Annotated in this window: 12 protein-coding genes; 9 read left to right on the top strand and 3 right to left on the bottom strand. The window is 56.6% G+C overall.

Annotated features, from left to right (window positions below; all coding sequences use genetic code 11):
• Positions 1 to 2: 2 nt before the first annotated feature.
• Complete coding sequence (locus FrondiHNR_RS09465) at positions 3 to 893, bottom strand: fumarylacetoacetate hydrolase family protein (RefSeq protein WP_279352527.1); 891 nt, start codon at positions 891 to 893, stop codon at positions 3 to 5.
• A gap of 226 nt (positions 894 to 1119) precedes the next feature.
• On the opposite strand from FrondiHNR_RS09465, the gene gdhA reads away from it, so the two are divergent.
• From gdhA to FrondiHNR_RS09450, 3 genes are all read left to right on the top strand, one after another.
• Complete coding sequence (gene gdhA / locus FrondiHNR_RS09460) at positions 1120 to 2481, top strand: NADP-specific glutamate dehydrogenase (protein WP_279352525.1); 1362 nt, start codon at positions 1120 to 1122, stop codon at positions 2479 to 2481.
• 101 nt (positions 2482 to 2582) lie between these two features.
• Positions 2583 to 2957: an FKBP-type peptidyl-prolyl cis-trans isomerase gene (locus FrondiHNR_RS09455; RefSeq protein ID WP_279352524.1), complete on the top strand. Its 375-nt coding sequence runs from the start codon at positions 2583 to 2585 to the stop codon at positions 2955 to 2957.
• Between the two features lie 24 nt (positions 2958 to 2981).
• Positions 2982 to 4031, top strand: coding sequence for an LLM class flavin-dependent oxidoreductase (locus FrondiHNR_RS09450; RefSeq protein ID WP_279352523.1), 1050 nt, complete (start codon positions 2982 to 2984; stop codon positions 4029 to 4031).
• On the opposite strand, the gene FrondiHNR_RS09445 is transcribed toward FrondiHNR_RS09450, so the two are convergent.
• On the bottom strand, positions 4011 to 4901 hold the full coding sequence (locus tag FrondiHNR_RS09445) for an inositol monophosphatase family protein (RefSeq protein WP_279352522.1): 891 nt from the start codon (positions 4899 to 4901) through the stop codon (positions 4011 to 4013). The two genes, FrondiHNR_RS09450 and FrondiHNR_RS09445, sit on opposite strands and share 21 nt — an antisense overlap.
• A 1-nt stretch (position 4902) precedes the next feature.
• Positions 4903 to 5304: a DUF1304 domain-containing protein gene (locus FrondiHNR_RS09440; RefSeq protein WP_279352521.1), complete on the bottom strand. Its 402-nt coding sequence runs from the start codon at positions 5302 to 5304 to the stop codon at positions 4903 to 4905.
• 130 nt (positions 5305 to 5434) lie between these two features.
• Between FrondiHNR_RS09440 and FrondiHNR_RS09435 the strand changes: the two genes are divergently transcribed.
• The 6 genes from FrondiHNR_RS09435 (at position 5435) to FrondiHNR_RS09410 (ending at position 12695) form a co-directional block, all read left to right on the top strand.
• A complete protein-coding gene (locus tag FrondiHNR_RS09435) occupies positions 5435 to 6163 on the top strand; it encodes an ABC transporter ATP-binding protein (RefSeq protein WP_279352520.1) in 729 nt (242 codons plus the stop codon).
• A 2-nt stretch (positions 6164 to 6165) separates the two neighbouring features.
• Entirely contained in the window at positions 6166 to 7626 is a 1461-nt protein-coding gene (locus FrondiHNR_RS09430) for an FtsX-like permease family protein (RefSeq protein ID WP_279352519.1), read from the top strand.
• A 176-nt stretch (positions 7627 to 7802) separates the two neighbouring features.
• Positions 7803 to 8072, top strand: coding sequence for a 30S ribosomal protein S15 (gene rpsO, locus FrondiHNR_RS09425; protein WP_279352518.1), 270 nt, complete (start codon positions 7803 to 7805; stop codon positions 8070 to 8072).
• Between the two features lie 374 nt (positions 8073 to 8446).
• On the top strand, positions 8447 to 9967 hold the full coding sequence (locus FrondiHNR_RS09420) for an IS1634 family transposase (protein ID WP_279352517.1): 1521 nt from the start codon (positions 8447 to 8449) through the stop codon (positions 9965 to 9967).
• Positions 9968 to 9994: 27 nt separating this feature from the next.
• Complete coding sequence (locus FrondiHNR_RS09415; RefSeq protein ID WP_279352516.1) at positions 9995 to 11473, top strand: NCS2 family permease; 1479 nt, start codon at positions 9995 to 9997, stop codon at positions 11471 to 11473.
• 172 nt (positions 11474 to 11645) lie between these two features.
• Positions 11646 to 12695, top strand: a complete 1050-nt coding sequence (locus FrondiHNR_RS09410; protein WP_279352515.1) for an agmatine deiminase family protein — start codon at positions 11646 to 11648, stop codon at positions 12693 to 12695.
• Positions 12696 to 12835: the final 140 nt, after the last annotated feature.

The raw sequence follows: 12835 nt of genomic DNA, 5'->3' as shown, positions 1-12835 counted from the left end.
GTTTAGATCGCGGCGCAGTACGAGGTGAGTTCTCCGATCGCGTCAACGGACACCGTTACCACTGTGCCGTCGTGCAGGTAGAGCGGAGGTTTGCGCGAGCGTCCCGCGCCTCCGGGAGAGCCCGTTGAGATGAGCGTTCCCGGCAGCAGGGTCGTTTCTTGCGAGAGAGAAGAGATGAGCTGTGCGACCGAGCGAATCATCTTATCCGCGGAGGAGTCCTGCACCGTTACGCCGTTCACAACCGTTTTGATCCGGGTCTTTTGGGGGTCGGGAATTTCGTCGGCGGTCACCACTACCGGGCCGGTTGGGGTGAACCCATCAAAAGACTTACAGCGAGACCACTGCGGCTCCTGGAACTGCAGGTTGCGGGCCGTGATATCGTTCACAACGGTGTATCCAAAAACATAATCGAGGGCGTTCTCTACCGAAACGTTTTTGGCTTTTTTCCCGATGATTACCCCGAGTTCTGCCTCGTAATCGACCTCCTCGCTCAGTCTGGTTGGGAGTGGAACGGTGCGCTTGTGCCCGGTGAGGGAGTTGGGGAAGAGGGAAAAGAGTACGGGGCCAGACGTGTTGTCTATGCTGAGCTCGCTTGCGTGCTCAGAGTAGTTAAGTCCCACCGCGAGCACGATGGGTGGTCGTTGAACAGCGGAGCCAAAGTGGAGATCGGTCAGCGGAACGGCGGGGGTGTGTGAGCTGTGAGTCGCCTCGGTGAGCGCTGCGTGAATCTCGGCCTGTACGGCGGCCGATACTTCTGATCCGCGAGAGATAAGGTCTTGTAGATCTCGGGGAGGGTTGGGGATCAGGTCGTCAACAAAGGCTGCTCTGTCGTCGACAACAACGGCTAGACGGGTAGCGGCGGACTCGGTTTCTCCCACATGCGCAAATCTCACACCCACTAGCGTATCGAATTTTGCGGAGTCCACACTGTCTCGCGGGTTTGTTGGAGGCTCAAAATGGTGTCTTGCAGGGGCGGTTGGCATAGGAAGAAACGATCTTGGCTGTATTTTATGGAGATCTACCACTAATCTCGTTATATACGGTACACCCGATAATTACGCAATTATGTTGCTTAGGGGTGCCTTTACTATCCCTCCCTCAGAAAGACTGTTTATCGAAGTGACTCAACTTTCTCCGCTTGTCCGTCCCATTTTCGAAAATAATCTGCGCCGAAACTCGGGGGAACCAGAGTTTCACCAGGCCATGCGGGAGGTGTTTGAGTCCGTATCACTGGCGATTGAGAAACATCCGCACTACGCTGATAACTCAATTTTGGAGAGGATCTGTGAGCCTGAACGGCAAATTATCTTTCGGGTGCCGTGGGTTGATGATGCCGGACGCACCCAGATTAACCGAGGTTTTCGGGTTCAGTTTAATTCGGCGCTGGGACCTTATAAGGGTGGTTTACGTTTTCACCCCTCTGTGACGCTTGGCACCATAAAATTTCTTGGGTTTGAACAGATTTTTAAAAATTCCCTTACGGGAATGCCCATTGGGGGTGCAAAGGGCGGTAGCGACTTTGATCCCAAGGGCAAATCTAACGCCGAAATCATGCGTTTTTGCCAGTCTTTCATGACGGAGCTTGCCGGACATATCGGTCAGTATACGGATGTTCCCGCTGGTGATATTGGTGTGGGACAGCGCGAGATTGGTTATCTCTTTGGCCAGTACAAACGTATTACCAACAGCTATGAGTCGGGCGTTCTTACGGGCAAGGGTCTGACTTGGGGCGGGTCGCTCGTGCGTACGGAAGCGACCGGATTTGGAACCGTGTTCTTTGCCGAAGAAATGCTGAGATCCGCGGGGAAGGGTCTGGAGGGCAAAAAGGTCATTGTGTCCGGTTCGGGAAACGTTGCGCTGTTTGCGATGGAGAAGGTGGCGCAGCTGGGTGGAACCGTAGTGGCGTGTAGTGACTCCAGCGGTGTGGTGTATGACAGCGAGGGTCTCGATATTGAGCTTCTCATTCACACAAAGAACGAGCAGAGGGGACGCCTTTCTGATTACGCGCGTGCGCGCGGCTCCCGGAGCGAGTATCGCGACGCGGCTCGCGTCTGGGACATTGCGGCGGAGACCCGCGTCGATGTGGCTCTTCCCTGCGCCACCCAGAACGAGCTTATGGCAGACGATGCGCGCACCCTGATTCGCTCGGGGGTTATTGCGGTGGCTGAAGGAGCTAACATGCCCTCCACTCCCGACGCGATCCGTCAATTCCGTCAGGCGGGAGTTCTGTTTGCGCCGGGTAAAGCCGCAAACGCCGGTGGTGTTGCAACCTCCGCCTTAGAGATGCAGCAGAATGCTTCGCGTGACTCTTGGACCTTTGAGCACACGGAGGAGCGCCTAGCCTTGATCATGCGTTCTATCCATGATCGCTGTGCCGAAACAGCCGAGGAGTACGGACGACCGGGGGACTACGTTCTCGGCGCCAATATTGCCGGATTTACCCGGGTGGCAGATGCCATGATTGCCCTGGGCGTAATCTAGGTTGCGCCTTCCCCTGCGTACGTATACACCACGGTCAATCAAAGACTTGCAGAGGGGAGAGGCTCAACCTAGTGCCGTGCGGGCATGGCATGATTGTAGGTATGACTGATATAGCACGTGAGAAGCCCGAAATTGATTTTCCCGAGGGTAGCGCCCCCGAATCCCTAGAGATCACCGATCTCATCGTGGGAGAGGGTCCCGAGGCCGCTGCCGGGTCAACGGTAAACGTACACTACGTGGGGGTCGAGTTCGACACCGGTGAAGAGTTTGACTCTTCCTGGAGCCGCGACGAGTCCATTAACTTTCCGTTGGGCAGCTTGATCAGGGGATGGCAGGAGGGAATCCCCGGAATGAAGGTGGGAGGACGTCGTAAGCTGGTTGTGCCTCCCGCGCAGGCCTACGGTCAGGCCGGTTCCGGGCATCCGCTCAGTGGCAAAACCCTGATCTTTGTTATCGATCTTCTGGGCGTCAGCTAGGTCGTTTGCGGGGTAAGATCACTCATGAAACTCTCTGTGCTTGACCTGGTTCCCGTCCGCACGGGACAGAGTACAACACAGGCTCTTGCCGCAATGGTCTCGCTGGCAAAAACGGCGGACTCTCTCGGCTTTGAACGGTTTTGGCTTGCCGAGCATCACAATATGCCCTCGGTTGCGTCAACAAATCCGCCCGTTCTTATCGCCATGGCCGCTGCCCACACGTCCCGTATTCGGGTGGGCAGTGGCGGTGTGATGTTGCCCAATCACTCGTCATTGATCATTGCTGAGCAGTTTGCACTGCTTGAAGCAGCACATCCCGGGCGCATCGACCTGGGTATCGGTCGCGCTCCGGGAAGCGACCCTGTGATCACCGCTCTGTTGGGGCAATCGGGAACAACAACAAGTGTTGACCGGTTCCCCCAACAGATTATGGATACCGTGTCAATCATGAGCCCCCAGGGAACCCGGGTGCGGTTGCCGAGCGGCCCCGATTACGCTCTACACGGCACCCCTGCGGCTACGAATATCCCCGCGGTGTGGCTGCTGGGGTCTTCAGACTACTCAGCCCGGCTTGCGGGGGAGATGGGGCTGCCGTATGTCTTTGCGCACCACTTTGCGGGTGCGGGACTTGCCCGAGCCCTTGATCTTTATCGCTCAACCTTTAGAGCATCGATCTACTCCGACAAGCCCGCGTCATTTTTGGTGGTTAATGCGGCCGTCGCCGAGACAGCCGAGCAGGCGCGCCACAGTGCCCTGCCCCAATTGCTTCAGTTTGCGCGGCTGCGGCTGGGACGTAAGCTTGAGGCCGTTCCCCGGGCTGACGACATTAGTGAAGCACAATTGGCAGACGAGGAACGTGTGCTCATTGATAAGCTGCTCACCTCGTGGGTCGTTGACGAACCTGTTGCTGCTTGGCAGCGGATTGCCTCTCTCAGCGCCGAGCACGGGCTCGACGAAGTGATGATCTCTCCAAGCGCGGGGTCGCTGCAGGCGGATCCGCCCGATCGGTCACCCGCGCGAGAACGCACCCTAGAGTTGCTTGTCGAACAGAAGTTAAGACACGATCGCGTGTAGCGGCTCGATGATGCTCGGGGCCGACGCTATAAGCAGGTCTGTCCCGGGAGAGCTTTTATCACGGCCCCAGACGGTAGCCCCGGACTCCTGCGCGATGAGGAGTCCCGCAGCGTAGTCCCAGGGCTGCAATCCGCTCTCGTAGTAGGCGTCCAGGCGGCCTGCCGCAACCGAGCAGAGGTCAAGTGCCGCGGAGCCCGCGCGACGGATGTCCCTCACCCACGGAAGGAGGGTGAGGAGAGTTTCTGCCTGTGATCTTCTCTTTTCTGGGGTGTAGCCAAAACCCGTTCCAACGAGTGAGAGGCTGAGGGATCGTGGAGAGTTTACTCTGAGCATCTGTTCCGCCCGGTCCGTGGCCTGTACCCGCTGCTTTGTTACCGTGAGCAGGTGGGCGCCTCCACCCCTAACCGCACTGAAGCTCTCGCCTGCAACAGGGTCGAATACGCAGCCAGCAATGGACGTTCTCCCATCCGGGCCGTTGTTATCCTCGACGGTGGCGGCAATGCTTACCGCAAATGCGGATATATTGTAGAGGTAGTTCACCGTTCCATCGATTGGGTCCACCACCCAGGTGATTTCGGACGTTCCCGTAACCGTTTTGCCGCCCTCCTCGCCCAGAATAGAGTCGTGAGGGCGTACCTCTTGAAGTCGCTTGACGATGAGTTCTTCTGCCGCGCGATCCGCCTCGGTCACAATATCAACCTCGGATGATTTACTCGCCGCCACAGTGACACCCGCACTCCGCAGCCGGGTAATGAGACCTCCCGCCTCCATCGCAATTGCCTGCGCTATATCTCGTAGCTGAGCGCCTAAAGCGTTGTCCTGGTCGTGAGCGATCACGTTACCGTGGTCTTTTTCCGTGTGATCTTGCATGCTAGTTTGCTCCCGTTCCGCTCAGGTTAATGATCAAGAGTATGAGGGCAAGGAGCGGAAGCGCCCCCTGTATAGCTGCTGAGCGGATAAACCGCTTTCCCGTAGTGATTAAAACGATTGCGGCCGCAACCATGCTTCCGAGGGAGAAAAATGTGAGGGTGAGCCCTATGCTATTTGCTCCACTGCCGTAGAGAATTGCACCAAGCAGTGCACCAATCGCGAGAAATAGATTGTAGAAGCCCTGGTTATAGGCTAGTTTTTGCGTGGTTTGTGCTTCTTCTTGCGACTCTAGCCCAAAGCGTCTCCACACGCTGGGTCGTAGCCAGGCAATGCTCTCCATATAAAAAATTAGGATGTGCAAAACCGCCGCGAGGGTGGTGGCGATGGTAACGAGTACGATCATAATCCGATTTTATCCCCGAGAAGACGGTGTGCGATAGTGTTCGGGTGTGGTACTGGGGTAGGAGGGCAGAGTGAGAAGTTAATACCCTGTATTGATGTGATAATAGTGCGGTTCGGGTTGACTTGTTCTTATGGAAAAACCCGTTGTTATTGCACAAAACCTGACCAAAAAATTTGGTACTACAACTGCTTTGCGCGGAGTGAGTCTTACTGTTAACCGGGGTGAAGCCGTAGCGATCATGGGTCCCTCAGGCTCTGGAAAGACCACTCTGCTGCACTGTCTCGCGGGTATCATCACCCCCGATGCGGGGGAGGTACGCCTGCTGAGTGTGGGGGGCTCATTGCAAGCCAGCGGAAGTATCCTGAGCCAGATGAGTGACGCTCAACGTTCACTACTGAGGCTTGAGCGGTTTGGCTTTGTGTTTCAGCAGGGCCTGCTGATCCCGGAGCTCACAGCCCTCGAGAACACCGCCCTGCCCCTGATGCTGGGGGGCTTTTCACGACGTGATGCCGAGATTAGGGCGGGCGAGTGGCTCACCGCTCTCGGGCTTGCCGGTTTGGAGAATAACCGCACCGGCCAGCTTTCCGGCGGACAGGCGCAGCGGGTGGCTATCGCACGCGCTCAGGTGACCGCGCCGGACGTTGTTTTTGCCGATGAGCCCACTGGAGCTCTCGACTCCACCACGTCCGAGGACGTCATGACGATTTTACGAGACACGACCCTGAACCGTGACGGCGCCCTCATTGTTGTTACCCACGACGAGGGCGTGGCGGCACGCTGTCACCGGATCCTGCGTCTTCGTGATGGAGCCCTGGTGAATACTGAATTTGTCAGTAGCGTCTCGAACGGAGGTAGCTAATCATGAGCGGCATTGATATTCGTCCGGGAGGCCGCCCGCCAGGACAGCCCAACCCGATATACGCTCTGGGGGAGCATACTGCGGTATCTCGTCCGGGTTTCGCAGGGAGGATGAGGCTGCCGCTGACGCTTGTCTGGTATCTGATGCGCCGTGGCGGGCAACAGGCATCAGTGTCTCGCGCGGTTGTTGTTTTGCCTCTTGTTGCTTTTGCCGCGGCCACTGCGCTTGCCCTCACCGTCTTGGGCGGGGTCAATATGTTTCTGTGGTCGCCTCCCCCAGGGATGCAATCTCTCGGAGAGGTCTATACTGTATGCGCTCTTCTTGCGGCGGCAGTTTTGATCGTTCCCCTTTTGAGCCTGGGCGGGGCGGCGGCTAGACTTTCCGCGCGTCGCAGAGACGATCGGCTCTCCACCCTGCGACTCCTGGGAGCCACCAGTTCAACGGTGTCAACCATGACCGTGCTGGAATCGGCCGCTATTGCTTTTACCGGTTCTCTTCTGGGGATTGTTTTCTATCTTTTGGGCGCTCCTCTGGTAGGGCTTATCCATTTTGGTGGTCAAGCGATTGGCTCAGCTTCACTGATGTTGCCTCCCGTGAGCGTGATGGTTGTGGTTGTGGTTATGACGCTCATCGCCGTGTTGAGCGCTGTGATGGGTATCCGGGGTGTTGTTCTCTCACCCCTTGGCGTTCGCATGAGAACGGACGCCCCTCCGCTCAAGAGGTGGCTCTTCCTCGTCGCCGCCATCAGTATTGTGGTGCTTTTTGGTGTGTCACAAGCGGTGGGTGGTGCCGGTTCGGTTGCCGTGTTCCTCCTGATGCTTCTCGGTTTATTTGTCGGAGCAATTCTGCTGCTTAATCTTCTGGGGCCACTTGTTATCGCTGCGATAGCGCGGCGTCAGGTCAAAAAGGCCAGGACAGCGGAGCGCTTGATGGCGATGCGCTTTATCCTGGAGTCTCCTAAAGCGGTGTGGCGGCAGGTTGGAGGTATTGCCGTTACCAGTTTTGTGGCGATTATTGCGGGCAGTGGGCTCGCCCTTATGCAGGGGACGGGTAATGACCTGGACGATGAAGCCCGCATCATGGTGGGGGATATTGCCACCGGAATCTACCTGACGATAGCGATATCTTTTATTATGGTGACCTGTTCGGTGGGAGTGAGCCAGGCGGCGTCCGTATATGATCGCTCCGACCTGTATCAGAGCCTCAGCGTGTTGGGCCTCTCCCCACAGCGGGTGGATCGGGCTCGCCGTACGGCTGTCCTTGCGCCGCTTCGCTGGGTGATGTTTGTCTCTGTAACGGTGGGCGGTATCCTGGTCTTTCCCCTGGTGGGAATCTCGATTATCATTGCGCCCACAAACCTGATGACGGTTGGTGGGGCTCTTGCCCTGGGAGCTGTCCTGGTGGGGTGTGGGCTCTTGTCAACTCGTCCGCTATTACGATCCGTATCGGCGTATCGACCATGACCCCCGAGTTCTCCGCGTGATAAACAGGAGAGTGCCGACCGGAGGCTCCAATAGGAAGCGGGTAACAACGTCTAGAATCTGCTATTATAAATCGGTTGCCGTTTGAACGGCCGCGGATAAAGAGAGCTCGGGTATCCTGCCCAGGGCGCCGCGCAGCGAAGGAGAAGGGAATCACTATGGCACTTGAAGCCAGTGTTAAGAAAGCCATCATCGAAGAGTACGCAACCCACCCGGGTGACACAGGTTCCCCTGAGGTTCAGGCGGCCATTATGACTCAGCGGATCAAAGATCTCACCGAGCATCTCAAGGAGCACAAGCACGACCACCATTCACGTCGTGGACTACTTTTGCTCGTGGGCCAGCGTCGCCGCCTGCTGGGTTACCTTCAGCAGGTTGACATCACCCGTTACCGCTCGTTGATCGAGCGCCTGGGGCTGCGTCGCTAATTGCGTCCCATTCACGGGGTGGTCGTTTCCGGCCCCCGTGATGTTGGAAAATTCCACGAGTCCCTCGTTGCCCTACGGCAGCGGGGGCTCGTTTTTTGGTTTGATCTTTTCGTGGGAAGCTCTAAGTGGTTTCCCCGGCACGCTACTATGTTGTAGTGCAAGAACCTCAAAACCCCTCTTCAAGCGTCTCTGGCCAGCAGTATCCGTCAGGTTTTAAACACTTAGTTGACAAGTTCTTTCGTATCACGGAGCGCGGTTCTCCTGAGTTGACCGTTTTTTGGTGGTCTTGCCTATTTTGGCTCGGGGAATGGCTTGTTTACGCGAGAGTAGCAGCACGGTCGGGGCACTAAGGGGGGTGTCTGTACCCTGGTTTCATGGGTGAATACGTACGCCGTGTGAAAACCGGGTCAGGTGCGACCGCGGTGCAGATCGTGTCGAAAACGCGCGGGGTGCGCAGCATTATTGAACATATCGGTTCCGCGCACACTGATCTGGAACTCGAGTTCATGGTCCAGACCGCGAAAACTCGCATCAGGGAACGCGCTCAGGCTACCGGTCAGACAGAACTCCAGATCGATACCCCAGCCGATCCTGCCGGGCCGCGTATCACGATGCAGCACTCTTACTCGCGTGTGCTCTACGACACTCTCGTCAGCGTTTACGACCGGCTTGGTTTCACTGATGCTGTGAACGATCGGGTATTTCGTGACCTCGTGATCGCGCGTATCATCGAGCCCTCTTCCAAACTCGATACGATCCGTATCCTTGATAATCTCGGACTCAAAGCGCCCTCGTATAGTGGCATTCACCGGTCATTGAACCAGGCCGCGAAGGGCAACTATCGTGATAAGTTCTCTGCTGCCTGCGTCGCGTTCCGGGGGACTGAGCACCTCACGTTGGTGCTCTACGACGTCACCACACTGTTCTTCTACGTCGAGCAAGAGGATGAGTATCGCAAGCCTGGTCTCTCCAAAGAACGCAGGCTCGAACCCCAGATCGTGCTGGGGCTTCTCGTTGACGAACACGGGTTCCCGCTGCAGTTACATTCGTTCGAGGGGAACACAGCTGAAACGCTCACTCTCGTGCCCGTGCTCGACAGGTTTCGGGCGCAGCATCCCGAGGTGACGGTGAGTGTTGTGTGTGACGCAGGTATGCTCTCCGCAGCGAATCTTCTCGCGTTAGAGACGGCTGGTTACTCGTTCATTGTGGGGTCCCGGATCGCGAAGACTCCACCTGAGGTTACCGAGTATCAACACGATGGTTCTGAACTCTGTGACGGGCAGGTATTTGAGTGTCGACAGTGGTTTGGTCAAGGTGAAAGGCGGCGTGAACGGCGGGTGGTGTATCAGTACCGTGAGAAACGTGCCCGTCTGGATCTGCGTAATATCGAGAAACAACTCGAGAAAGCGAAAAAGGTCGTTGCCGGGACCACGCCTGTGAAAAAGAGTCGGTTCGTGAAGATCAGTGGCGCAGCCAAGAGCATTGATCAGGTTTTGGTGGAATCGGCTAGGCAGCGGGCGGGGATCAAGGGGTATGTCACGAATCTACCTGTCTTAACGGTGAGCGCGCTGAGGGTGATTGATGCATACCATCAGCTCTTCAATGTTGAGGCGTCATTTCGGATGGCGAAGACTGACCTCAAAGCCAGGCCGATCTATCACCGGCATCGGGAGAAGATCGAGGCGCATCTCACGGTTGTGTTCTGCGCGATCGCGGTCTCACGGCATATTCAAGAAGCAACCGGGGTATCGGTGAAGAAGTTCGTGCAGCAACTTGCCCGGGTACAAGACGGGGTGATCAGGATCGAGGGTGTGGAGCATATTGTTCCAGCCGCGATACCGGCAGAAGTACGTGAGCTATTGACCCGGCTCGGTGACTCGGGCGCGGGGCACTAAACCGGTCAACTCAGGTACTATGTTGTAGTGCAAGAACCTCAAAACCCCTCTTCAAGCGTCTCTGGCCAGCAGTATCCGTCAGGTTTTAAACACTTAGTTGACAAGTTCTTTCGTATCACGGAGCGCGGTTCTAACCTGGGTAGGGAGGTGAGGGGAGGGCTCGTTACTTTTGTAACGATGGCCTACATCGTTGTGCTCAACCCCCTCATCTTGGGTGGACACAGCAGAGAGGCCGCCACCCTGGACGTGCAGGGTGGGTGGTTGGACGCCGCTCAGGTTGGTGCGGCCACCTCACTCACCGCCGGTGTACTTACCATTCTGCTGGGGCTTGTTGCCAACCTACCCTACGGTATTGCCGCGGGCCTCGGGATTAACTCGTTTCTTGCGGTGAGCGTTGTGGGCCAGGTGACCTGGGCCGAAGCCATGGGGCTTGTGGTTATTAACGGCCTTCTTATCGTCCTCCTGGCGTCAACAGGACTTCGCACCCTTATCTTTAATGCGGTTCCCGCGCAGTTGAAGACGGCGATCACGGTGGGTATCGGACTCTTCATTGCTTTTATCGGTTTTGTCAATTCCGGCTTTGTGCGATCGAGTGGTAATCCTTCTCCACCGGTTCAGCTGGGGGAGGAGGGCTCTATCGCTACTCTTCCCACCCTCGTGTTTGTCATCGGACTGGTTGTGATGGGGGTGCTGACCGCTCGCAAGATTCGCGGGGCTCTGCTTATTGGAATCCTGGGAACAACCATATTGGCGATTGTGGTGGAAGCTATTTTTAAACTGGGTCCCAGCTATGTGAGTGCGGGGGGATGGAACCTCAACGTTCCAGAGATTCCTGGGCAGTTAATCGCGATGCCCGACCTGGGACTTCTGGGTCATTTTAGCTTTGGGGCCTTTGAACGTATCGGTGTGCTTGCCGCCAGCATGCTTGTTTTTACCCTGGTCTTTACAAATTTCTTTGACGCTATGGGCACCCTCACCGGCCTCAGCAAGGCAGCCGGGCTTGCTGACGAGAGGGGCAACTTCCCCCGTCTGAAATCCGCACTTGTTGTTGAGGGAGTGGGGGCTGTTGCCGGTGGCGCAGCTTCGGTGTCGTCAAATACCATATTTGTGGACTCGGCGGCGGGTGTTGGTGAGGGGGCCCGTACCGGGTTTGCCAATGTCATTACAGGTTTGCTCTTCCTGGCCGCCATGTTCTTTACCCCCCTCACGCTTGCCGTTCCCCTGGAAGCCGCTGCGGCTGCGCTTGTCGTGGTGGGAGCCCTCATGGTTGTTCAGATCCGCGACATCAACTTTAGTGATTTTGCGATTGCATTGCCCGCCTTTCTCACCATTATTGTGATGCCGCTCACCTATTCGATTGCCAATGGAATTGGTGTGGGATTTATCAGCTGGGTTCTTATCCACGCGTTTTCCGGGCGCATACGAACGGTGAGTCCACTGCTCTGGGTTGTAGCGGCAGGGTTCTCATTGTATTTTGCGCGTGGTCCCATTGAAGCGCTATTTTAGCGACAGACGCTGTTGACGTTCACGTTGTGCTCAGGCGATTTTCTGCTTTCCCTTAAGCGTTATAAGGGGTGTGGCGGCACTATCGGACGTAAGGTTGCAGGGATAGTCTAGTTTTAACTAGTTACAAGGATTCTAGAACGTTGACGGTATAAAAGTTATAAGGAGTCTGCACATGAATCGATCCGTGATGCCGTGGGTTATGCCCTGGGAGGGAGTCCCTCACGAGCGCACCTGGGTGGCCTGGCCAACAGACGGGTACTCACTCGGTGAAAGTTCAGAGGAAATCGAATCGGTTCGGCGTGCCTGGGCCGCTGTAGCCAATGCGGTGGCGGAGTTTGAACCCGTGACGGTTATCGTTGATCCCCGCGACGTAGAGGTTGCGGCCCCCTACCTCGACGAGGGAATTACCCTCAAGGTTACTCCGCTTAATGACGCCTGGGTTCGCGATATGGGGCCCACCTTTGTTGTGAGCCAACCCGATGCCGCCGGTAAGCGTCGTTTGGGCGCTGTGAACTGGATATTTAACGGTTGGGGTGCTCAGGAATGGGCCGAGTGGGACAAAGACGAAAAGGTGGCCGCTACGGTTGCGGGGTGGGCGGGAGCCGAACTCATCGACTCGCCCATTGTGAACGAGGGCGGTGGAATTCATGTTGATGGTGAGGGAACCGTGCTTGTTACGGAGACGGTGCAGCTTGACCCCGGGCGTAATCCCGGTAAAACTCACGGTGATATCGAGGCGGAGCTGAGACGCACACTTGGCGTCTCTAAGGTGATTTGGTTGCCGCGTGGTCTCACCCGTGACTACCAGGAGTTTGGTACCCGCGGTCACGTAGATATTGTTGCTACTTTTGCTCGTCCGGGAGTGGTATTGGTGCACGATCAGGAGAATCCCGAACACCCAGACTATGGGGTGAGTCAACAAACCGTTGATCTTTTACAGGAGCAAACGGATGCGGCGGGTCGCGAACTAGAGATTGTGCGTGTTCCCGCTCCGGCCACTCTGCGTGATGACAGGGGGTGGGTGGACTACAGCTATATTAATCATCTGGTGGTTAACGGGGGAGTTGTCGCGTGCTCCTTTAACGATTCGAACGATGATCGGGCTGCGGAGATTCTTGCGCAGGCATACCCCGGGCGTCGTGTGGTAACGGTGGATGCGCGATCAATCTTTGCGGGCGGCGGCGGTATCCACTGCATCACGCAGCAGCAACCCAGCGTGTAGAGGGCTGTTCTACACACTCACTGCGCTGCACAAATATATAGGGCAGACACGCCACTGATGCGGCCTTGTGCTCAATAACGCGCGTAGGGCCGCCTCGGCAGTTCGTTTGCGCCCGATACCAGATGTAAATCAGGGTGTGG

It is taken from the genome of Lysinibacter sp. HNR, assembly GCF_029760935.1.
Lineage (GTDB): Bacteria > Actinomycetota > Actinomycetes > Actinomycetales > Microbacteriaceae > HNR.
Note: the sequence above shows the minus strand (reverse complement) of the source record. Positions and strands in the feature narration are given on the sequence as shown.

Bases quoted from the DNA above. Each gene is read 5' to 3' on its own strand.
- FrondiHNR_RS09430 (WP_279352519.1), top strand. From the start codon at position 6,166: ATGAGCGGCATTGATATTCGTCCGGGAGGCCGCCCGCCAGGACAGCCC.
- FrondiHNR_RS09420 (WP_279352517.1), top strand. From the start codon at position 8,447: ATGGGTGAATACGTACGCCGTGTGAAAACCGGGTCAGGTGCGACCGCG.
- FrondiHNR_RS09450 (WP_279352523.1), top strand. From the start codon at position 2,982: ATGAAACTCTCTGTGCTTGACCTGGTTCCCGTCCGCACGGGACAGAGT.
- FrondiHNR_RS09435 (WP_279352520.1), top strand. From the start codon at position 5,435: ATGGAAAAACCCGTTGTTATTGCACAAAACCTGACCAAAAAATTTGGT.
- FrondiHNR_RS09440 (WP_279352521.1), bottom strand. From the start codon at position 5,304: ATGATCGTACTCGTTACCATCGCCACCACCCTCGCGGCGGTTTTGCAC.
- rpsO (WP_279352518.1), top strand. From the start codon at position 7,803: ATGGCACTTGAAGCCAGTGTTAAGAAAGCCATCATCGAAGAGTACGCA.
- FrondiHNR_RS09455 (WP_279352524.1), top strand. From the start codon at position 2,583: ATGACTGATATAGCACGTGAGAAGCCCGAAATTGATTTTCCCGAGGGT.
- FrondiHNR_RS09445 (WP_279352522.1), bottom strand. From the start codon at position 4,901: ATGCAAGATCACACGGAAAAAGACCACGGTAACGTGATCGCTCACGAC.
- FrondiHNR_RS09410 (WP_279352515.1), top strand. From the start codon at position 11,646: ATGAATCGATCCGTGATGCCGTGGGTTATGCCCTGGGAGGGAGTCCCT.